The organism is Pseudomonas sp. 2024-210, assembly GCF_045062345.1.
In the GTDB taxonomy this organism is placed as follows: domain Bacteria; phylum Pseudomonadota; class Gammaproteobacteria; order Pseudomonadales; family Pseudomonadaceae; genus Aquipseudomonas.
Genome location: NZ_JBJGEJ010000024.1, coordinates 1 through 20,491, shown reverse-complemented (window position 1 = coordinate 20,491; position 20,491 = coordinate 1). Strand labels below are relative to the sequence as shown.

General features: G+C 57.1%; 19 protein-coding genes. 18 read left to right on the top strand and 1 reads right to left on the bottom strand.

Annotated features, from left to right (window positions below):
- The first annotated feature begins 68 nt into the window (after positions 1-68).
- Together ACI7MX_RS21750 and ACI7MX_RS21745 are read left to right on the top strand one after the other, a co-directional pair.
- The gene (locus tag ACI7MX_RS21750) at positions 69-572 is read left to right on the top strand and encodes an Hcp family type VI secretion system effector (protein ID WP_405591484.1); all 504 of its coding nucleotides are present in this window, start codon (positions 69-71) and stop codon (positions 570-572) included.
- On the top strand, positions 572-1,051 hold the full coding sequence (locus tag ACI7MX_RS21745; RefSeq protein ID WP_405591487.1) for a hypothetical protein: 480 nt from the start codon (positions 572-574) through the stop codon (positions 1,049-1,051). The genes ACI7MX_RS21750 and ACI7MX_RS21745 overlap by 1 nt, the downstream gene beginning before the upstream one ends.
- Positions 1,052-1,093: 42 nt before the next feature.
- Here the strand turns inward: ACI7MX_RS21745 and ACI7MX_RS21740 are convergent, their stop codons facing one another.
- A complete protein-coding gene (locus tag ACI7MX_RS21740) occupies positions 1,094-2,389 on the bottom strand; it encodes a carbohydrate porin (RefSeq protein ID WP_314485303.1) in 1,296 nt (431 codons plus the stop codon).
- Positions 2,390-2,588: 199 nt separating this feature from the next.
- On the opposite strand from ACI7MX_RS21740, the gene ACI7MX_RS21735 reads away from it, so the two are divergent.
- The 16 genes from ACI7MX_RS21735 to ACI7MX_RS21660 all read left to right on the top strand — a co-directional run.
- Entirely contained in the window at positions 2,589-3,602 is a 1,014-nt protein-coding gene (locus tag ACI7MX_RS21735; RefSeq protein WP_405591490.1) for an ATP-grasp domain-containing protein, read from the top strand.
- Positions 3,603-3,642: 40 nt separating this feature from the next.
- The gene (locus ACI7MX_RS21730) at positions 3,643-4,785 is read left to right on the top strand and encodes a trypsin-like peptidase domain-containing protein (protein ID WP_405591493.1); all 1,143 of its coding nucleotides are present in this window, start codon (positions 3,643-3,645) and stop codon (positions 4,783-4,785) included.
- 77 nt (positions 4,786-4,862) lie between these two features.
- A complete protein-coding gene (locus ACI7MX_RS21725) occupies positions 4,863-5,999 on the top strand; it encodes a phosphoribosyltransferase domain-containing protein (protein WP_405591496.1) in 1,137 nt (378 codons plus the stop codon).
- Entirely contained in the window at positions 5,989-6,747 is a 759-nt protein-coding gene (locus ACI7MX_RS21720) for a trehalose phosphatase (RefSeq protein WP_314485315.1), read from the top strand. The genes ACI7MX_RS21725 and ACI7MX_RS21720 overlap by 11 nt, the downstream gene beginning before the upstream one ends.
- Positions 6,740-7,834: a cysteine protease StiP family protein gene (locus ACI7MX_RS21715; protein WP_314485318.1), complete on the top strand. Its 1,095-nt coding sequence runs from the start codon at positions 6,740-6,742 to the stop codon at positions 7,832-7,834. The genes ACI7MX_RS21720 and ACI7MX_RS21715 overlap by 8 nt, the downstream gene beginning before the upstream one ends.
- Positions 7,834-8,790, top strand: coding sequence for an HpcH/HpaI aldolase/citrate lyase family protein (locus ACI7MX_RS21710; RefSeq protein ID WP_314485321.1), 957 nt, complete (start codon positions 7,834-7,836; stop codon positions 8,788-8,790). Before ACI7MX_RS21715 ends, ACI7MX_RS21710 begins: the two co-directional genes overlap by 1 nt.
- Positions 8,787-9,461: an HAD family hydrolase gene (locus tag ACI7MX_RS21705; RefSeq protein WP_314485323.1), complete on the top strand. Its 675-nt coding sequence runs from the start codon at positions 8,787-8,789 to the stop codon at positions 9,459-9,461. Before ACI7MX_RS21710 ends, ACI7MX_RS21705 begins: the two co-directional genes overlap by 4 nt.
- 74 nt (positions 9,462-9,535) lie before the next feature.
- The gene (locus ACI7MX_RS21700) at positions 9,536-10,126 is read left to right on the top strand and encodes a TerD family protein (RefSeq protein WP_314485325.1); all 591 of its coding nucleotides are present in this window, start codon (positions 9,536-9,538) and stop codon (positions 10,124-10,126) included.
- Positions 10,123-11,349 (top strand): TerD family protein, encoded by a 1,227-nt coding sequence (locus ACI7MX_RS21695; RefSeq protein WP_405591503.1) that lies wholly within the window; start codon positions 10,123-10,125, stop codon positions 11,347-11,349. The genes ACI7MX_RS21700 and ACI7MX_RS21695 overlap by 4 nt, the downstream gene beginning before the upstream one ends.
- 66 nt (positions 11,350-11,415) lie before the next feature.
- Positions 11,416-11,865: a tellurite resistance TerB family protein gene (locus ACI7MX_RS21690; protein ID WP_153380199.1), complete on the top strand. Its 450-nt coding sequence runs from the start codon at positions 11,416-11,418 to the stop codon at positions 11,863-11,865.
- 7 nt (positions 11,866-11,872) lie between these two features.
- Positions 11,873-12,922, top strand: coding sequence for a TerC/Alx family metal homeostasis membrane protein (locus ACI7MX_RS21685; RefSeq protein ID WP_405591507.1), 1,050 nt, complete (start codon positions 11,873-11,875; stop codon positions 12,920-12,922).
- Between the two features lie 33 nt (positions 12,923-12,955).
- Entirely contained in the window at positions 12,956-13,531 is a 576-nt protein-coding gene (locus ACI7MX_RS21680; protein ID WP_314485340.1) for a TerD family protein, read from the top strand.
- A 39-nt stretch (positions 13,532-13,570) separates the two neighbouring features.
- Positions 13,571-14,149, top strand: coding sequence for a TerD family protein (locus ACI7MX_RS21675; protein WP_314485343.1), 579 nt, complete (start codon positions 13,571-13,573; stop codon positions 14,147-14,149).
- Positions 14,150-14,380: 231 nt separating this feature from the next.
- Complete coding sequence (locus ACI7MX_RS21670; protein WP_405591511.1) at positions 14,381-19,096, top strand: AAA domain-containing protein; 4,716 nt, start codon at positions 14,381-14,383, stop codon at positions 19,094-19,096.
- Positions 19,097-19,433: 337 nt separating this feature from the next.
- A complete protein-coding gene (locus tag ACI7MX_RS21665; RefSeq protein ID WP_405591514.1) occupies positions 19,434-19,949 on the top strand; it encodes an Hcp family type VI secretion system effector in 516 nt (171 codons plus the stop codon).
- A gap of 76 nt (positions 19,950-20,025) precedes the next feature.
- Positions 20,026-20,491, top strand: a 466-nt coding sequence (locus ACI7MX_RS21660) for a toxin VasX (RefSeq protein ID WP_405591517.1), incomplete at its 3' end; no start/stop codon positions are given.

Genomic DNA, 20,491 nt, shown 5'->3' with positions numbered 1-20,491 from the left:
TCGAGACAAAATGACAGTTTTACTTCAGCAATCTTTTAGCCTTCTTCATTCCCAAAAAGGAACCCCCCATGCCAACTCCCGCTTATTTAACCCTCGTTGGTAAATCCCAAGGCTTGATCAGTGCCGGCGCACTGGGCAAGGAGTCCATCGGCACCGCCTGGCAAATGGGTCGCGAGGATCAGATCATGATTCAGGCGCTGTCCCACGGCATTGCAGTCCCCGGCGGTGCCAAAGCCAGTCAGCGCATGCATAAACCCTTGATCATCACCAAGGTGATCGATAAGTCGTCGCCTCTGATCAATATTGCCTTGTGCAATGCTGAAATGCTTACCACCTGCCGAGTGGAGTGGTATCGGCCTGCGGGCAGTGCGGGGCTGGAGCATTTCTACACCATGGAGCTGGGCGACGCCGTGATTGTCGGCGTCGATATTGCCTTGCCCCACTGTCAGAACATGGACACCGCGCAATTCACGCAAATGGAGACGCTGCAGTTTGCCTATCAGACGATTACGTGGCGGCATGAAGTCGCGGGGACTTCGGGGTATGACTTTTGGCAAAACGAGGGCCACTGATGAAACTGATCAGCGCTCGATTCCCCTTACCCTCTGAGTTGAAGCACGCGTACAGCGCAGAAGAAGCGGTAGGCGTAGTCAAACAACATCTGGACGGCAGGATCGCGCTGGATGGGCTGGCGCATTTGCGCAGCTTTCTGGCGCTGAATTTCGACGATCAGGTGTTGAATAAAGTCAGGGACGGCGAATGGCTGCTGATCAAGCCCGAAGCGTATTACTTCGACTACGCACCGTTCAAAGAAGCGTTCAAGCAGCAGCGGGTCATGGAGATGCTGGCGTCACCGCCCCCTCAGGTGAAAGAGGCGATGAAACACATGCGCATTATCACCCGCTTCACCGAGGACGCGCTGCCCAGTCGACGCTATTACGCCACCATCAATGGGCAGAAAGGCCAGCGTCGGGTTGATGCGTTGGGCATCGCGCAAATTCCGGAGCCTGCAAAGGGCGCGCAGGTCAACCTGCACGTCCTTCAGAGTTAAGGGGCGCTTGATTCAAGGGTGAGGTATGAGCGAGGGCGCCGATTAGAACGTCGCTTTAATCTGCACACCTGCGACCAACGCATTGCCCCGGCTTTTGCCGTAGAACGCGCCGGGTTCGATGATGTATTGCACGTCCGGGCGCACGAGCAGCCACGGGGTGACTTGCGCACCGTAGTTGAGTTCAAGCAACTGTTCGCCGCTGTCTAGGCTGGCGATCATGTCGGCTTGCTCCGGCGTAGAGGCTGCCGCTTCCTGTACGTCACGTGAACGTGAGTTGAACACCGCTCGGCCATAGGCGAAGGCGATGCTGTCGTGCGGACGGCTGGCAAACGGTTTTTGTTTGACCAGACCCACCGAGTACCAACGGCGCATGGCCGAGGTCGCGGCATTGCTGGTGGCCGCCTGACCGAAAGCGCGTAGCACGCTGTCCGGGTCTTGCTCATCCCGCCAAATCGCCTGATCAATCAGTACGTAGGCACCGGTGCGATGGTTGGCCTTCTCGCTGCTGCCAATTTTGGTGGTGTTGGACGTGTCGTAGTACCAGCCCACTTTGTATTGGCCATTAAGGTAGGCGTTGTTATTAAAGATCGCTTCCAACGGCATGATCGCGCCCGTGGTGCCTTTGGTGGTCATGGTGAAGGCTTCGGAGGAGCGGCTGTTGTACTCAGGGTTCACTTGGAACAACGCCGTTTGCAGGGTCAGTTGCGGGCTGACGGTGTAACGCAATTCGCCGCCCCAATGCCCGGTCGGGTAGTTGGTCCAGCCGCTGCCGTTGGACATGGTCAACGGGTGTGCGCAAAAGCCAGCGTTCACAAAATTAGTCAGCAAGGGCATGCCGCCAAAGTCATTGCCCATCGGCAAAAAGCCGACCTTGGCGTTCAGTGCGGGTGAAAACAGCGTGTTCTCGTAACTGAACTCGGACAATCGGGTGTACATGCCGCCGTAGTTTTCCTGCACAGGCAGGCGATTGCCTACCAAGTCTTCGGACGCACTGTGGCCGCGACGGTCGTTGAGGGTGATTTGCACCCGGCCTGCGTCGGGGGTGTCGAGCAGTTTGCTCAGGTCGAACTGGGCCCCAATGCGCACTTGTTGTGAGTAACGAGTGCCGTGTTTGATTCCGCCATGCAGGTTGGAAAACGTCTCGGAGTTGTAGTCACCCGTCAGCTTGATGCCTTTGTCGGCAAGCTTTTGGCGTTCGCCGCCCCAGTCGCCCGTCAGGGTTGAGCGGTGCATCAGGTCATCGGCGCTGTCGGCCTGTGCATAACAAGGCACCAGGGCCAGAAGGGACAAGCCGCTGCACACGCTGGAGGTCAGCAGGGCGCGGGAAGAGAAAAACATCGAAGGGTGCTCCTTTACGTATTAGGCCCGCTCTACGGAGGGCGCGACATGATGCCGCACATTATGAACTATTTAGTACAAAGTTTTCATGTTTCGTTACATAAGCCCCTGAGCACAATGTCTGAGAGCGTCTACCCGCGCCATCCGCTAGACTGCCGCGCTTAACGTACGTCTTCACTATCTGTCGCAAGGGATGTTCATGATCTGGTTTCTTGAAGGGCAATCCAGCCAACGCGATGTGATTGCCGGTGCCCGTGCGGCATTGCCCGAAACGGTTCGGATCTTCGCTTCTCACCGACAAAATCGCCCTGAAATCACTGGCCTTGCAGACATCGGCTGGCGCGAGCCGCTGGATAATCAAGCGCGCATTGCCTGGGTGATCGAGCAAGCGCGAGCGCAGCACATCAAGGTGGTATTGGCAGGGCGCGCAGGGCAGGTCTATGAAGCCCATCGGGGTGAGTTTGAGGCTGCTGGCCTGCAACTGGTGACGGGCGCGCTGGATCTGGACACCTTTGAGCGGGTCGATGACAAGTCGGTGTTCACCCGCGAAGCGCTGGCCGCCGGGCTTGCGTGCATTCCGGCGATGACCGTCAGTACTGAGGCTGAGTTGCTGGATGCCTACGCCCAACTGTCCCGTGATGGTCAGGTGTGTGTAAAACCGACGCGCGGGATTTACGGGCAGGGCTTTTGGCGTTTGGCAGAGGACGTTGATCCGTTCCGCAGCTTTGCCAACGCAGATGCCCACGAAGTGAACGTCACGGTATTTGCCCAGGCTTACGGTCAGTCTGTAGAAGCCAAGCCGTTATTGGTGATGCCTTATATGCCCGGTACCGAGTGTTCGGTGGACATGGTGTGTGAGGCGGGCGAGGCGGTGGCGTATGTGGGACGGCGCAAGCAAGGGCTGATGCAGTCATTCGAGCGCGACGGCGCCGCGGTGGAGCTGGCGATCAAGGCCGCGCGGCACTTCAAGTGCGATGGCATCATCAACGTGCAGACCCGCGATGACGCGAGCGGCCAGCCCCATTTGCTGGAGATCAATCTGCGCTATTCCGGCGGCATTGGTTACACCCGTGAAACAGGGGTCAACTTGCCGGGTATCTTTGCTGCGCGTCGCCTGGGTTTGCCTGTGCCTGCCAGCGTCTGGCGCGAGAATATCCAGGTCAAAGCCATCACCACCGTCGTTTCGGTTCGCGGAGAAGAACTGTTAAGGTGATCGGCTCTTGTTTGTCGCGGGCACAGGGGAGTCACAAGCGATGATATTGATGCCGGGCGCCAATGCGGCCCTTGAGTCTGTGCGCTGTGAAATGAGCCTCACCTGCTCTCGAGCCGGGGCATTAGGCGAGTACGCGGGCTTGGCGTTGCTGGCCGTTGATGACAAGCGCCAACCCGTTGCAGAACCCGCGTTGATGCATGCCCCTCAACCTTGGGTGATGTGGCATGACACGCTCGGCCTGGCCCGCTTCGGCCTTGCGCTGGAGCAATTGCCGGCACACTGCGAACGGGTATTGCTGGTGCTCTATGTGTTTGGCGCGCTGGGACCTTTACGGGAACTCGGCGCTTTCCAGCTCAAGGTCGGCGAGCAGATCGAGCACGGGCTGGCACTGGATGAATACGGCGATGGCGCTATGGTCATTGCCGAGGTGTACCGCCGCAACGACCAATGGAAAATCCGCGCACTGGCTGAAGCTTCAGCCTACGGGTTGAGCGCGTTTGCCCGCCGCATGGGGCTGACTCTGGATGATCGTCATCCCTTGCGAACAGGTGCTGAGGCGTCAGACGACAAGGATGCGCGCCAAGGCTCCACGGGCACAGGCTTTGCCGTCAGCGCTCAGCATATTTTGACCTGCGCCCATGTGATTGAAGGCCTCGATCATTTATCGATTACGTCGTTTGAAGGTCGATACAAAGCGGAACCGGTAGTGGTCGATCGTAAGAACGATCTCGCCTTGTTGCGCGTCATTGGCGCGCCGCCCTTGAGTTCGGTGACGTTTCGCGAGGGTATGGGCTGTGAGCTGGGCGAAAGTGTCGTCACGCTGGGTTTCCCGCTGGCCGGACTGGCTGGCGGTGGCGTACAAGTCTCCCAGGGCGTGGTCTCCGGCCTGTTTGGCCTGCGCGATGACGCCAGCCTGATGCAGTTCACCGCGCCGATTCAGCCTGGTTCCAGCGGCAGTCCGGTGTTTGATCCGCAAGGTCTGGTCAGCGGTCTGGTGACCTCGAGCATGGCGGATGCGCAGAACATGAACTTTGCCGTCAAATCCGCGCTGCTGCTGGCGTTTCTTGAGGCGGTCCGAGTGCCAGCCCAACGTGGGCGCAACGAGCGCTCATTGAGCACGCCCGAATTGGTGAGAGCGGCTCAGGCCGGGTTGTGGCGGATTGACGCCAGCCATCTCCAGTAACCATTTTTTTCTTGTCTTAAACCACCGTCTCACTAATCGTCCCCCCATTTTTAAGTATGTTCAGGTAGTAAACATTGATGAGCAGCGGTAATTCCAAGACCCAAACCAAGGCTTTGCATGCAAACCTTAAGCGCGGTCGCCTGGAGGTTGAGGTCAATGCATCGACTTTTGATCCACAGGCATTGTTCAGTTTTGCCGAGCGCCGAAACCCCAAGCGCGCTTTTTTATTCGTCTCCCGCGTGCTGGGCCGTCATATCCCGGCCCGCCCTTCGCTGATGGCTGAAAGCTTTAATGCGCTGGCCGCCAAGATTCCCGCCGACCTGCCCGGCCCGGTGCTGGTCATCGGCATGGCTGAAACTGCCGTAGGGCTTGGCGCCGGGGTGCACCGTGCACTCAGCCAGACCCGCGATGACAGCCTGTACCTGTGCAGCAGCCGCCACCCCACGGGTGGAGCGTTGTTCGCTCGTTTTGAAGAGGAGCACAGCCACGCCAGTTCCCATCTATTGCACCTGCCTCAAGACGCAGTCACTCGCGAGATGATGCTGAACGCGCGTTCGCTTGTGCTGGTGGATGACGAAGCCTCTACCGGCAATACCTTTATCAATCTGACCAAGGCACTGGCCGAGGCCGGGCTGAACTCGATTGAACGGATCGTCACCGCCACCCTGACCGATTGGTCTCAGGATGCCGTGCGCCATGCGATGGGTGAGCACGTCACCAGTATTTCGTTGCTCGACGGTGGCTACACCTTCATTGAGGATCCTGATGCAGAGCTGCCCGTGATGCCCGAAGTCGCCAGCGTGGCCCAAGGTGACTGGCCACTGGACTCAAGCCGGGACTGGGGTCGCATGGGTGTGCGTGAACACGCTGATACGCTGGCGCCGGGCTTGCAAATTCAGCCGGGTGAGCGTGTGTTGGTGATCGGCACCAGTGAGTTTGTCTGGCCGCCGTTTCTGCTGGCCGAACGTCTGGAGCGCGCGGGTGCTGATGTGCATTTCAGCTCCACCAGTCGCTCGCCGATTGCGCTGGGGCACGCCATCGACCATGCCTTGTCGTTTTCTGACAACTACGGTCTGGGTATCCCCAATTTCCTCTATAACGTGGCACCCGGCCAGTTTGACCGGGTGCTGATTTGCAGCGAAACCCCGGCGGCTGCGGTTGATCCAGCGTTGCTCAACGCCTTGAATGCGCAGGTAATCGTCGATGACCATTAATCGCCCGCTGGTGTTTGTCGATCTTGACGACACCCTGTTTCAGACTGCCCGCAAGATGGGTGATGAACCGCGTTTCACGGCCACTCTGGATGTCGAGGGTCAGCCCAACGGCTTTATGAGCGCCACGCAAAAAAACTTTGTCGAATGGCTGCTGGCCACGGCAGATGTGGTTCCGGTAACGGCCCGCAGTGTTGAAGCCTATCAACGCGTGCAGTTGCCGTTTGTCCACGGGGCCATTTGCGCCCACGGTGGCGTCATGCTCAATGCGCAGGGCGCGCTCGACGCGCCGTGGCATGCGCGCATGGCAGATGAATTGGCCCTGGAGCAAACCCGCCTGCATCAATTAAGCGAGTTGACCCTGGCGATTGGCACCGAGCTGGGCTACTCCCTGCGCGGCTGGGTCGTAGAAGAACAAGGGCTGGCCAATTACGTGGTCACCAAGCACAACAACGAAACCGATGAAGCCCTGTTGATCGTTATGAATGAAGTCAAGGCGCGTGGGTTGCTAGACGGGCTGTATGTGCATGGCAATGGCAACAACTTGGCCTTCTTGCCGAATGCTTTGCAAAAGCAGGTGGCGGTGCGTGAATGGATCCGCCGTGATCAGGCGAACAACGGTAAACGCCCGATACTGGGCTTCGGCGATAGCGTGTCGGACTTAGGCTTTATGACCGAGTGCGACTGGTGGGGCACGCCCAAGCGTGGGCAGTTGGCCAGTCACGTGATGTCGAGTGTTACTGATGAGTAATGCTTTTGCAGGGCTACACACCGTAGGCAGTGGCAGCTACGACACTGATGACGTGCACTTTTTACTGCGCGCCATGGAAATCGAAGTCACCGATGTGCAGGAAAAAGAGCGCCTGATCCAGACTCAGCAGCGCCACTATTCCGAGATGATCAGTCAGGAAGATGCGCCCTCTGACACCCACAAGCGTTTGTATCAATTAGCGTTGACGCAAAACGGTGCACGAATGGCTGCCGATGTGCAGTCACTCGCTCAGGCGTTGGATGAGCGCTACACCGGCGCCTCGATTGCGCTGGTGTCGTTCGTGCGTGCCGGTTTGCCGCTGGGCGTGCTGCTGCGTCGGGCGCTGGTCGGGTTGGGCCGCAATGCGCGGCATTACGGTATCAGCATCATTCGCGACCGAGGCATCGATAGCGTCGCACTCGAAGCGATCATCAAGACCCACGGCGCCGACAACATCGTTTTCGTCGATGGCTGGACGGGTAAAGGCGCGATCAGCGGGCAGATTCGCGAGAGCCTGGCCGGCGACTCGCGTTTTCCGGTTGATCCTCGACTGGTGGTGCTGGCCGATCCGTGTGGGCGTGCCTGGCTGGCGGCTTCGGCCGAGGACTGGCTGATCCCTTCCGGTATTCTGGGGGCAACGGTTTCCGGCCTTGTTTCGCGTTCAATCTGGCCACAGGAGCCGGGCCTGCATGGCTGTGTGGTGTATAGCCATCTGGCTGAGCATGACGTGACCCGGCCTTTTATTCACAGCATTGAAACCGAGCGAGCGCAGTTGGCGCCGCTGGCATCGGCCCAGCCCTGGACGACTGAGCAGGCCGCAGCGTTGCAACACTCGGCTGTGGCCGCTGTCCAACGTATCTCGACACGGTTTGGCGTGACCAATCCCAATCGGGTTAAACCGGGCATCGCCGAAGCGACCCGCGCCGTCATGCGTCGGGTGCCAGACCATGTGCTGGTGCGCAATCGCGATGACCAGGATGTGCAATTGCTGCTACACCTAACCCGGCAGGCAAATATCGAGGTCGAAGAAGTCGGCGAGGTATTGGGGCCCTATCGCGCAGTAACAGTAATCAGGAGTGTTCGCTGATGATCAAGCATTCACCCTATGCCTTGGGCGCCACGCTCTATATGCCGGCTACACGTCCCGACATTCTTGACGTGGTGATGGGCGAAAAGATTCAGGGCTTGCGTTCGCTGGTGGTCTGCCTTGAAGACGCGGTGGCCGAAACCGATGTGCAGCAAGCGCTCAATAACCTGAAAAACCTGTTATTGGGGATCGATGCACGTGGCGGTCGACCGCCGGGCGGCCCGATGGTCTTTGTCCGGCCACGCGATGCAGCCATGGCGGCTGTGCTCAACGACTGGTCGTTGATGCGGTATGTCGACGGGTTTGTGGTGCCCAAACTGCGGTTGAGCAATATCCAGCAGTGGCAACAGGCGGTAACACGCGACGAGTTGATGCTGATGCCTACCCTGGAAACGCCCGAGGTCTATGACCCCAGCGCCATGGTTGAGCTACGGGGCGCCATGCTTGAACTGTTGCCCGAGCGGATCATTGCTCTGCGTATCGGTGGCAACGACTTGATGGGCTGTCTGGGTTTGCGACGTAACCCGGCGATGACGCTGTACAGCACGCCCATGAGTTATGTCATACCGATGCTCTGCGGAATCATGGGTTCGGCGGGCTTTGCCCTGACAGCGCCGGTATTTGAACAACTCAATACACCGCAATTGCTGGAGCATGAGCTGGCGCTGGATCTGGCCCACGGGCTGGTCGGTAAAACAGCGATTCATCCGTCACAAATCGCCATTATCCACAACGCGCTGCAAGTCAGCCTTGAAGACCTCAACAGCGCCCGCCACATTGTGAGTGAGGCCGCACCGGCGGTGTTCAAGTTCAATGACGCCATGTGCGAACCCGCGACCCATTACACCTGGGCGCAAAAAACGATTGAGCGAGCGCATTGGCAGGGGGTTCGCCCTGAATGCAGCTCAGCGGATATTTTTGGAGGCAGCCTGCGACTGGCTGAAGTAGTGGGGTGAACAACGTTTTGAATACATCGAGTAATGGCAAAAAGGTTTTAGCGGCTTTCGATTTTGATGGCACTTTGACATATCATGATTCGTTCGTGCCCTTTTTGCGCTTTGCGTACGGCAACCGATTGTTCGCCATGCGCTTGCTTCGGATGATTCCTGCGACCCTGTCTTACTTGCTAGGCCAGATATCGCGTAATGATCTGAAGGAAAAGTTGATCACGGTTTACCTTACCGGGGCGAAGGAAGCGTGGGTCAAAGAGCGTGCAGAAGCATTTTGTGACGTTTCGTGGCAGCGCCTCATGCGCCCTTTAGGCTTAACATCTGTCGCCAACCAGCTGGAGCAGGGCGCTATTGTCACTATTTGCTCAGCGTCGCCTGAGCTGGTGCTTGCCCCCTTTGCCAGGAAATTGGGCATCGGCCTCATTGGCACCCGTCTGGCTTCGGTCGACGGTGTACTGACCGGAGAGATCGATGGCACTAACTGTCGTTGCGAACAAAAAGTCATCCGTTTAGAGGCGCAATACGGGCCTCTGGACCAATACACGTTACGCGCCTGGGGTGACACCCGGGGCGATGAACAAATGCTCGGGGCCGCTCAAGAGCCACATTGGCGCGAATTTCACGCGCTGTGGCGTCGCAAGCGGCCACTTGACGTGTGCTTGCGTGAAGAACTGTAAGCAAGGCGTAAGCAAAGCACGTCAATAATCAGCAACACCCTAAATGTGCATCAGTGCAGACAAGGAGACGCTACATGGCCATTTCGCTGTCCAAGAACCAAACCATTTCCCTTGAGAAAGAAGCCGGCACCGGCCTCAAAAAAATCCGCATGGGCCTGGGCTGGGACCCGGTCAAGCCGAGCGGCTTCTTTGCCAAGTTGCTGAGCAGTGATACCGCCATCGATCTGGATGCGTCCTGCATCTTGCTCGACAGCAGCAAACAACCCCTGGATCTGGTCTGGTTCCGCCAGCTCAAATCTAACGACGGCTCAATCGTTCACTCCGGCGACAACCGCACGGGTGAGGGCGATGGCGACGATGAGTCGATACTGGTCAACCTTGAGCAATTGCCAGCCGGGGTCAAGCATCTGGTGTTTACCGTCAACTCCTTCACAGGGCAAAACTTTGAGTCAGTAGAAAATGCCTACTGCCGAATCGTTGATGAGCTGACGGGCAAAGAGCTGGCACGTTTCAACCTGTCTGATAAAGGTCGCCATACTGGCGTGGTCATGGCCTACCTGAGCCGCACTTCGGCAGGCTGGGACCTGACCGCAGTGGGCACTGTGGCCAACGGCCGTACCGCACAGGACTTGAGCAGCGAAGCTGCCCAGGCGGTGCGTGCATGACCACTCTGACTCCTGGCGCCAACACGGCCGTCACCTCCGGCACCCTGAGCGTCACCATCAGCTACACGCCTGTGCCGGGCGCTGACCTGGACGTCTCGGCGTTTTTGCTCAATGAGTCGGGCAAGGTGCGTGGCGATAACGACATGTGTTTCTTCGGTCAGCAAAGCGTCAACAATGGCGCGGTCAAGCTGGCCGAGTCGGCCGCCGGTCGCAGCGTGTTCAGCGTCAATCTGGACGCCCTTGATCCGGCCATTGATAAAGTGGCCCTGACCGCGACCATTTACGAGAACAAGGCCAAGTTCGCCGCCTTCCCACAGCTGAACGTGTCGGTGACCGGTGGCATTGAAGCGCCGATTCCGACAGAAGGCATGCAGGAAACCGCGCTGATTCTGGGCGAGTTCTACCGCCGTCAGGGGGCCTGGAAGTTCCGTTGCGTGGCTCAAGGGTTTGCCGGTGGTCTGGCGCCCTTGGCCCAGTATTTCGGGGTTGAAATCGCTGCTCCAGCCCCCGCGCCAACGCCAACGCCAACTCCGGCTCCGGCTCCGGCTCCGGCCCCGGCTGCAGCGCCCGTAGTGCCTACACCTGCACCAGCACCGGCCCCGAAAATCAACCTGTCGAAAATCACCCTCGACAAACAGCGCCCTACCATCAGCCTCGACAAAAAAGACGGCGATTTTGGCGAGATCAAAATCAACCTTAACTGGAACCGTACATCGCCAAGCGGCGGTGGGGGCTTCTTCGCTTCGCTGCGGGGTAAATCGGGTGGCATCGACCTGGACGTCGGCTGTCTCTACGAAATGGAAAACGGCCGTAAAGGCGCAGTGCAAGCCTTGGGCAATGCTTTTGGCGATTTCCGTGACGAGCCGTTTATCCAGTTGATGGGCGATGACCGCACGGGTTCAGTCAGCGACGGCGAGTGGTTACGTATCAATGGTAAAGAGTGGCGCAAGATGCGCCGCGTGTTGGTGTACGCGTTCATCTACGAAGGTGCACCGAACTGGCAGGCCACTGATGGTGTGATTACCTTGTACATCCCGGGTGAGCCACCGATTGAAGTCCGTCTGAGCGAAGAGGGCGGCACCAAAGGTATGTGCGCTATTGCCCTGCTCGAAAATATCGGCGGCAGCGTGAAGGTCAACCGCAAGGTCGAATTCTTCAAGGGCCACTCCGATATGGACAAGGCCTACAACTGGGGCATGCGCTGGTCGGCTGGCTCCAAATGAGCGTTTTGTAAGTGGCCGCCTGCCGAGGCAGGCGCCGATCCCGCAATTTCTGACAAGGTGAACCCAATGCTCGAATGGCTGAAAACCAATGCAACGGCTGCCCGTGACAAGCTTTCGACGGAAGTCAGCAAGTTCAAAAATCGCGAGTTCATGGAAGCGGTGGTCAGCGGCTGCGCATTGGTGGCTGCGGCTGACGGCTCTATCAGTAGCGAAGAAAAACAGAAGATGATCGGGTTTATTCAAAACTCGAATGAATTGAAAGCCTTTGACGTCAAAGACGTCATCAAGTCCTTCAATGCCGTCTGTGAGAAATTTGAGTTCGATCAGCAGATCGGTCGCGCAGAAGCCCTGAAGTCGATCGGTCAGCTACGTAAAAAAGAAGATGCGGCGCGTCTGCTGGTGCGTGTTTGCTGCGCAATCGGTAGCGCTGACGGCAATTTCGATGAAAGTGAGCGGGCTGCTTGCCGCACTATCTGTAATGAGCTGGGGCTGAACCCTGGCGATTTTGATCTCTGAGGACATCATGGAAAACACGGTAAATACGGCAATTGGCTTTCCGCCAATGACCATCGCTGTATTTGTGGCGCTGGCGGTGATTGCCTTGGCAATCGACCTGTTCACCCACAAAAGCGATAAACCGGTCACCTTGGCCAATGCGGCCATCTGGTCGGTCTTTTGGGTACTGATCTCGCTCGCGTTTGCGGGTTACCTGTATTACGCCCACGGCCCAAGCGTGGCGAGCCTGTTCGTGACGGGTTACGCGCTGGAGAAAGTGCTCAGCGTCGACAACTTGTTCGTATTTATGGCGATTTTCGCCTGGTTCAAGATTCCCGATGCGTTGCGTCACCGCGTGCTGTATTGGGGCATCATCGGCGCCATCGTCTTCCGTTTGATCTTTGTTGCGATCGGTACCGGCCTGCTGGCGTTCGGCCCTTGGGTCGAAGTGCTGTTTGCAGTGGTCGTGGCCTGGACCGCAGTGATGATGCTGCGTAGCAAGGAAGAAGACGAAGAAGAGGACTATTCCCAGCATATTGCCTACCGTTTCGCGAAGAAACTGTTCCCGGTATGGCCAAAGCTGCATGGACATAATTTCTTTGTTTCACGCACAGAGCTTGAAAAAGAGATCACCAAGCCGCAGAACAAGGGTATGACCCTGGTTGGCAAGGGCGCGTTGTTCGCGACTCCGCTGTTTTTGTGTGTGGTGGTGGTCGAGGTCTCGGACATTCTGTTCGCCTTCGACTCCGTACCGGCCGTGATTGCAGTCAGCCGTGAACCTCTGATCGTTTACTCGGCCATGATGTTCGCCATTCTGGGTCTGCGGACCATGTACTTTGTGCTTGAAGCCCTGAAGCGCTACCTGGTTCACCTGGAAAAATCGGTCATCGCGCTGTTGTTCTTTATCGCCGGTAAGCTGGCCCTGAACGCAACCGATCACCTGTTTGGCCATGGTTATGAAATTGATCCAAACACCAGTCTGATAATCGTGCTGGTGGTATTGGCCATAGGTATCGTGGCCAGCATCATCTTTCCCGGTAAAGATGAAGAACCTGCTAAAAACGACACGAACGCTTGATCGCAGATTACTAAGGACTTAGGAGAACTACACATGGCACTTTCCCTTTCCAAAGGCGGCAACCTGTCCCTGACCAAAGAAGCTCCAGGGATGACTAAAGTACTTGTGGGTCTGGGCTGGGATGCCCGTTCCACCGACGGTCAGGACTTCGACCTGGACGCGAGCGCTTTTCTGCTCAAGGCTGACGGCAAAGTCCGTGCGGACTCCGACTTCATTTTCTACAACCAGCTCAAAAGCACCGACGGTTCGGTTGAGCACACTGGCGACAACCGTACCGGCGAAGGTGACGGCGATGACGAGGCGATCAAAATCGATCTGTCCAAAGTGCCCGCCGATATCGATAAAATCGCGATCACTGTGACCATTCACGAAGCTGACGCCCGTCGTCAAAACTTCGGTCAGGTGCGTAACGCGTTTATCCGTCTGGTCAATCAGGACAACAACAGCGAAGTTGTTCGTTATGACCTTGCAGAAGATGCCAGCACCGAAACGGCGATGATTTTCGCCGAGCTGTACCGCAACGGCGCCGAGTGGAAATTCCGCGCTGTGGGTCAAGGCTTCAACGGTGGCCTCAAGCCATTGGCTGAAAGCTTTGGTCTGAAGTTTTAATCCGTACCCATTCATCTTTTTATATAAGGGTTCACGAAAATGGCAGTAAGTCTGAGTAAAGGCGGCAACGTTTCCCTGACCAAGGAAGCACCGGGTCTGACCGAAGTGATCGTTGGTCTGGGTTGGGATCCACGTGTGACTGACGGCCAGGAGTTCGACCTGGACGCTTCGGTGTTTATCGTTGGCGAGAACGGCAAAGTGCTGAACGACGGCAGCTTTGTGTTCTACAACAACAAGACCTCCCCGGATGGTCACGTGGTGCACCAGGGCGATAACCGCTCGGGCGCAGGCGAAGGCGACGATGAGCAGATCAACGTCAACTTGGCGGGTCTGGCGCAAGACGCTAAAAAACTGGCGTTCGCCGTGACCATTCACGATGCTGAAGGCCGTAAACAAAGCTTCGGCCAAGTGTCGAACGCCTATATCCGCGTTCTGAACAAAGCAGACAACAAAGAGCTGGCACGCTTTGACCTGAGCGAAGACGCTTCGACCGAGACCGCGATGGTGTTTGGCGAGCTGTATCGCAACGGCGAAGAATGGAAGTTCAAGGCTATCGGCCAAGGCTTTGCGGGCGGTCTGGCACCGCTGGCATCGAACTTCGGCGTTAACTTGGGCTAATCAGCACGGCGTTATCCAAAGGCTCTTCCCGGTTCCGGGAAGGGCCTTTTTTTTAGGGTTTGATGCACCTGGCCTAGCGCGCGGATGCTTCATGCGTCATCGATCAACTGTCTCGTGAGTAGTTTTTGCACTGAACCGCTGTATCGTGTCGAGCATTGTAAGTTTTTTCGCTTTTTTCCGGCGCCTCACATTTTTCCCAGGCGCCCCTTTTGGAAGTGGTTCAGCTCCCCCATGGATACAATACGTGCCCGTCTCGCCGGTCTGATTGAATTTGTAAAACAGACCGCTCTCATGCAAAAGCGGCCTGCCTTAACCGTTAGCCAGCACAATGCATTCAGTGCCAGTGAAGAAAAACTGCGAGCGTTGCCTGGCGTCAGCCTGGATGTGCAAAACGGCGAAGAAGATGAAGTCTGGTTGCGGCTGGAGCGCTTGCATGAGATCAAACCCCCTGCACCGCTCAGCCCGTTGTTGGGCGTGTGGTTAGACCTCAAAAGCACACCGCAAACCGAACCGGTCCTGAAGCTGCAGGTGGCTCGCGAACGGCTGTTGGGCTGCGGTGCACTCAGCGATGCCGAGTTGGCCCGTCTCACGCCAGACGCCTTGCAGTTGGACGAAGAAGTCCTGCTGGATGAGTGGGTCAATCTGGAAGATTGCCTGGATGCTGGCGAGATCAAGGCTCAGTTCAAATCCTACTGCCAAACGGCTTGGCGACGCTGGGCGACTGAAGAAAAGCAGCGACGCAAAAGCATCGAGCTGTATGCCGAGCTGTTTTTATTAGTGCAACAGATGCAGGGCAATTTGGGAGACGCACAACTGGAGCTGGTTTGGGGGTTAGGTGTTTCGACGTGGGAGCATCCCCAGATTGGCGTCATCCATTACCCTCTGATCAGTCAGTTGGTGGAACTGGCCATTAATCCGGATAGCATGGCGATTGAAGTGCGCCCGCGGGCGGCCGAGCCGCGTCTGGAAGTGGACGCCTATGTGGCGGCGGACATTGCCGGTGTCGGGCCGTTGGCAACGCTGGCCAAGGATTTTTTCGCCCACGAGAAGGCGGGCATCAGTCCCTTTAGCCCTTCAAGCTATGAGCCGGTGATTCGCTCCGCCTCGACCTTGCTTGATGCTCATGGGCAGTTTTTGCCGGTAACGGTTGCCGAAGGTGATCGCTCTGTCCCCAAAGCCGACGAACACCTGTGTGTCACTGACACCTGGTGCCTGTTTGCCCGTGCGCGCGACAGCAATATGTTTATCGAAGACCTGAGCCGATTTGACGGCGAGATTGAGGGACTCGAAGCGCTACCGGCTGCCTTGCAGGCCGTTCTGACTGAACCGTCCTCTGTGCTTGAAGACGTGGATCTGCCTCCCTTTCGTGGTTTGTCTTACGTCAGCGGTTCACAACATGCAGAAGCACCGGCTGCGAAGGTTCATGAACTGTATTTCCCCAAGCCCTACAACGACGAGCAGGTGCAGATCATCCAACTGCTCCAAGTGCACGATGGCGTCGTGGTACAAGGTCCACCCGGTACGGGCAAGACGCACACCATTGCCAACGTCATTAGCCATTACCTGGCCAATGGCAAGCGTGTGCTGGTGACATCGATGAAAGACCCGGCCTTGGCCGTGTTGCAGGAAAAGCTTCCCGAAGCCATTCGCCCACTGGCTATTAGCTTGTTGAGCAGCGAAGCGGACGGCATGAAACAGTTTGAGTTTGCCATTCAAAAAATTTCGGCCGAAGTGCAGCGCATTGATCGTGCGCTGTATAAGCGTGAAATCGGTCAAATTGATGACGAAATAAACACCCTTCACGGTCAGATGGCCAGTGTCGATCGTGAGATTACCCACTGGGCCGAGCGCAACTTGTCTGACCTTGAGATCGACGGCGAGCGTCTTAGCCCCACACAAGCGGCGTTGCAGGTTGCTGCGGCGCACGCCGAGGTCAGCGCTTTTTCCGATCAAATAGGGATCGGCGACGCGCATCGGCCACGCTTCAATGTGCAAGACATCATCGCACTGCGCCAAGCCCGTCTTGAGCTGAAGGATGCGCTGGCCTATCTGGGCCACGCATTACCGAAGCTGGCCGATTTTCCGGACGCTCAGACGCTGATTCAAGTGCATCAGGATCTGTCTCAGGAAAGCCAGTTGCAGCATAAGGAGAGCACCGGCGAAGTGCCTCGGCTGTTGGACAACAGCCCGCAGACGCTAGAGCAGGCTCAGGCACTGGTTGAGCTTCTGGAGCATTTGCAGGCATTGCGCACGCAAATCAGTACAACGTCGCACAGTTGGGTCGCGCCAATGCAGGCCTGGCTGATGCGCGGCGGTAACGGCGATGTACACGCGCTTTTCGACGGCCTCAAGGCTGAAATCGCAGAGGCATTGGCGGGGCGTAAGGGATTTGTTGCCCGTCCGGTGAGTGTGTCGTTCGAGCTGCACGCACAACCCGAAGTGTTGATAGCCATCGACAATTTGGCGGAAGGGAAGCGCCCGTTCGGGTTGTCCGGATTGATCGGGAAGGGCGTACAAAAGCAGCTGTTGGACGCCATTGTGCTACTGGGCAGTAAACCGCAAAGCGAAGAAGACTGGCAGCACGTGCAAGCCTTTGTGCGCTGGCAGCAACACAGTCGCACCTTGATGCTGCGCTGGAATGCACTGGCCGCAGAAATGCCGTTGCCGACCTTGGAAGCCGACACTGAGCAATTGATGGTGGCGGCGCGGGCTGTCGAGCAATTTGACGCGCTTGTGCTGACAGAACAGAGTGAAACCCGTGCACACCGCGAGCTGAAACGCATCCTCCCAGAGTGGGCTGACGTGAGCCGATTGCGCAGCGATGAGGCTGTATTGGGCCAGGCGCAAAGTATCCTGCGCCATTACTTGATGCGCCATCGTTTGGCGGCCACATGGGTCATCAAAGAAACCTTCAACACAGCCTTGGCCGGTTGTGGTGGCGAGATCAGTTCACGTCTGCAAGGGTTTTTGAATCTGACGCTGGGCCAGCCGCAGGTGGATACCGCCGAGCTTCAAGCGCAATGGTCCTCGCTGATGGACGAGTTGCGTCGGGTGCTGGCACTGGCCGATGCGCTCGACACCATGCAACGGGTCACGGACCTTATCGCGGACAGTGGCGGCATAAGCTGGGCCGCTCGTTTGCGTGAAGAACCCAGTGCAGATCCGGTGGACGGCTTGCTCCCGGACAACTGTCTGGACGTCTGGCGTCTTTGCCGTCTGGCGCATTACCTCGATAGCATTGACGGACGCGAGGATCTCAAGCGACTGTTTAACCTTCGAAGCGAACTGGAATTGAGTCTGTCGCGCCTGTATCAGGACGCGGTGGTTAAGCGGACGTGGTTGCGTCTTTCTGAAAACGCCACGCCAAGTGTCAGGGCGGCCCTTGAGCTGTATCGCACGGCGATTCGAAAAATTGGCAAAGGCACAGGGGTACGCGCTGGTCGTTACCGACAGGATGCACGGCTCGCGGCCGATGTGGCGATTTCGGCGATACCCTGCTGGATCATGCCGCACTACCGCATTTGCGAAAGTTTGCCAGCACAGTACGGCGCGTTCGATTTGGTGATCATCGATGAAGCGTCACAGTCCGATCTGACGGCGTTGCCAGCGTTGTTGCGGGCTAAAAAAGTGCTGGTGGTGGGCGATGACAAGCAAGTCTCGCCGGACGGCATTGGCATGGAAGAGGAGCGTGTGCAAAACATGATGTCGCGCTTTCTTGGCAATCAGGTAGGGCTGTACCGGCCTTTGATGTCACCCGAGCGCTCGCTGTATGACCTGTTCAAAGTGGTTTTCGCTAAAAGCGGCACCATGCTGCGCGAGCATTTCCGTTGCGTGGCGCCGATCATTGAATACTCCAAGCGCGAGTTTTATAACCACGAGCTCAAGCCGCTGCGTTTGCCCAAAATGACCGAGCGGCTGGACCCGCCGCTGGTCGACCTGCTGGTGATGGACGGGGTGAAAAAAGGCAAGTTCAACCTCGGCGAAGCCCACGTGATTGTCGAGGAAATTCGCCGCCTGATTGCCATGCCACAGATTGCCGGTCGCAGCATTGGCGTGGTCTCGTTATTGGGGGCGGAGCAAGCGCAAAAAGTCATGCAAATGCTGACCAAAGAACTGGGTGAAGAAGTCATCAGCCAGTTCCAGATCAGTTGCGGCGACGCCCGCACATTTCAAGGCAAGGAACGCGACATCATGTTTCTGTCGATGGTGGCTTCGCCGGGCGATTGCTTTGCCAACAGCCGCGACTCGATTGCCCAGCGATTCAACGTAGCGGCGTCGCGAGCGCGGGACCGTATGTACCTGGTGCGCAGCGTCGAACTGACCGACCTCAGTGCGGTAGATACCCTGCGCCGTGGCTTGATTGAGCACTTCGAAACGCCCTTTGCTCAGGATGCTGAGCAGGTCAGTGATCTGCGAGAACTGTGCGAGTCCGGCTTCGAGCGCGACATGTACGACGAACTGACCCGTCGGGGTTATCGAGTGATTCCGCAGGTGGGCGTGGGCGCTTATCGCATCGACATGGTGGTCGAGGGCGATAACGATAGCCGTCTGGCGATCGAGTGCGACGGCGACCGCTTCCACGGGCCTGACCGCTGGGACAGTGACATGCGACGCCAACGTATTCTGGAACGCGCGGGCTGGCGTTTTTGGCGTTGTTTTGCATCGGCCTTTACCCTTGATCGCGCGCTGATCATGGAGGACCTGCTGGCCACCTTGAAGGCGATGAATATCGAGCCCGCCAGTGGCGAGGGCACAGCGCCAAGCATTCATGTGGAACGCCGCAAAGTGTACGGTTTTCGTCGTGCAGGTGAATTGAATGAAAATCTCCCGATGCGGCCTTACGATAATCGCCCGGCCAAGGACCCCTTTTTGATTTGGGTGCCGGAGCCTTTGTCATCTTTGAACGATAAAACTGAATACGCGGGCTTATCACTTCAGAGAAACTGAAACCGAGGCGTGTGATCGCTTGGCGTCTGGCAAATGTGAACCCTTTTAAGTGCGCAACTTATTGCGCACTTAAAAGGTTATTTCTTTGGGTGAAGCGCTGAAACCTGTAGGGGGCATGGGCTACCGTTCAGTGCGCAAAATGTTGCGCAGTACTGCGCAACTTCTTGCGCACTTTTACCTGTTGTTACTCATTAGTTGATACAAATAACGACGTCTATCCATCTGCAAGCTTTGATTTATAAGGGCCGCGGACAAGTTGGCATAAGTCTTGGAATGATTGAAGTTGCCCATTGTGAAATGACACATGGGTTTACCTCAATTCTCTAAGGAGCACTTCATGGCTACGCCAGCGTATATGTCCATCACCGGTGAAAAACAAGGTTCGATTACTGCCGGCGCTTTCACCGAAGACTCGGTGGGTAATATTTATCAGGAAGGTCATGAAGACCAAGTCATGGTTCAAGGTTTTTCCCACGTTGTCATCATTCCGCGTGACCCTCAGTCGGGTCAGCCAACCGGGCAGCGTGTCCACAAACCCGTGTGCATCACCAAGGTCTTCGACAAGTCCTCGCCGCTTCTGCTTGCAGCATTGACGTCCGGTGAGCGCATGACTGAAGTCGTTATTCAGTGGTATCGGACCTCGGCTTCGGGCACCCAGGAGCATTACTACACCACCAAACTTGAAGACGCGATCATCGTAGATATCAAGGACTACATGCACAACTGCCAAGACCCTGGCAATTCGCACTTCACTCACTTGCAAGATGTGCATTTTACCTACCGCAAAATCACCTGGACTCACGAAGTTTCTGGTACCTCCGGTTCTGACGACTGGCGTGCTCCAGTTTCCTAAGTTTGTATAGCCCTGTGCATCATCGGCCCGCGCAAGCGGGTCGATGGCTGGTATTCGGAATACAGGAATCTGACTAATGAGCCCGCGCATTCTACGAAACCCCAACGACCTCAAGCTCAGACGCACCGATGCCAAAGTGGCCTTGGGCGTCTGCCCGTTAATGAAAAGCACCGTGCAACTGCTGCCCCTGCGTTATGGGCTGGTGGATAACCCGGCGCTCGACCCGTCCGCTGAAATCGCCATGCCTTACAGCCTGAAGAGTCGCCCGTTGGGCATTCGCCTGCTGCGCGATGGCTGGCTTTATGTGATCGACGGCGGTAACGGCGAGCTGTCCGAGTACCGGGTCTATAACGGCGTGGTTGAGTCGATGCTGTTTCAGGGCAAGGAGGTGGTCGAGGATGAACGCGACGACCCGATCCATTCGCCGACGTTGATCTTCCCCAAAACCAGCACCTTGTATGTCGGGTATGCCGAGGTGCAATGGTCAGCCAATAAATGCCGGCAAGTGATTAATGATCCCGCCGAGCGCAATCACTTTATGC

Excerpts from the sequence above, each read along its gene's own strand:
- ACI7MX_RS21750 (WP_405591484.1), top strand. The coding sequence starts at position 69 with ATGCCAACTCCCGCTTATTTAACCCTCGTTGGTAAATCCCAAGGCTTG.
- ACI7MX_RS21745 (WP_405591487.1), top strand. The coding sequence starts at position 572 with ATGAAACTGATCAGCGCTCGATTCCCCTTACCCTCTGAGTTGAAGCAC.
- ACI7MX_RS21740 (WP_314485303.1), bottom strand. The coding sequence starts at position 2,389 with ATGTTTTTCTCTTCCCGCGCCCTGCTGACCTCCAGCGTGTGCAGCGGC.
- ACI7MX_RS21735 (WP_405591490.1), top strand. The coding sequence starts at position 2,589 with ATGATCTGGTTTCTTGAAGGGCAATCCAGCCAACGCGATGTGATTGCC.
- ACI7MX_RS21730 (WP_405591493.1), top strand. The coding sequence starts at position 3,643 with ATGATATTGATGCCGGGCGCCAATGCGGCCCTTGAGTCTGTGCGCTGT.
- ACI7MX_RS21725 (WP_405591496.1), top strand. The coding sequence starts at position 4,863 with ATGAGCAGCGGTAATTCCAAGACCCAAACCAAGGCTTTGCATGCAAAC.
- ACI7MX_RS21720 (WP_314485315.1), top strand. The coding sequence starts at position 5,989 with ATGACCATTAATCGCCCGCTGGTGTTTGTCGATCTTGACGACACCCTG.
- ACI7MX_RS21715 (WP_314485318.1), top strand. The coding sequence starts at position 6,740 with ATGAGTAATGCTTTTGCAGGGCTACACACCGTAGGCAGTGGCAGCTAC.
- ACI7MX_RS21710 (WP_314485321.1), top strand. The coding sequence starts at position 7,834 with ATGATCAAGCATTCACCCTATGCCTTGGGCGCCACGCTCTATATGCCG.
- ACI7MX_RS21700 (WP_314485325.1), top strand. The coding sequence starts at position 9,536 with ATGGCCATTTCGCTGTCCAAGAACCAAACCATTTCCCTTGAGAAAGAA.
- ACI7MX_RS21695 (WP_405591503.1), top strand. The coding sequence starts at position 10,123 with ATGACCACTCTGACTCCTGGCGCCAACACGGCCGTCACCTCCGGCACC.
- ACI7MX_RS21690 (WP_153380199.1), top strand. The coding sequence starts at position 11,416 with ATGCTCGAATGGCTGAAAACCAATGCAACGGCTGCCCGTGACAAGCTT.
- ACI7MX_RS21685 (WP_405591507.1), top strand. The coding sequence starts at position 11,873 with ATGGAAAACACGGTAAATACGGCAATTGGCTTTCCGCCAATGACCATC.
- ACI7MX_RS21680 (WP_314485340.1), top strand. The coding sequence starts at position 12,956 with ATGGCACTTTCCCTTTCCAAAGGCGGCAACCTGTCCCTGACCAAAGAA.
- ACI7MX_RS21675 (WP_314485343.1), top strand. The coding sequence starts at position 13,571 with ATGGCAGTAAGTCTGAGTAAAGGCGGCAACGTTTCCCTGACCAAGGAA.
- ACI7MX_RS21670 (WP_405591511.1), top strand. The coding sequence starts at position 14,381 with ATGGATACAATACGTGCCCGTCTCGCCGGTCTGATTGAATTTGTAAAA.
- ACI7MX_RS21665 (WP_405591514.1), top strand. The coding sequence starts at position 19,434 with ATGGCTACGCCAGCGTATATGTCCATCACCGGTGAAAAACAAGGTTCG.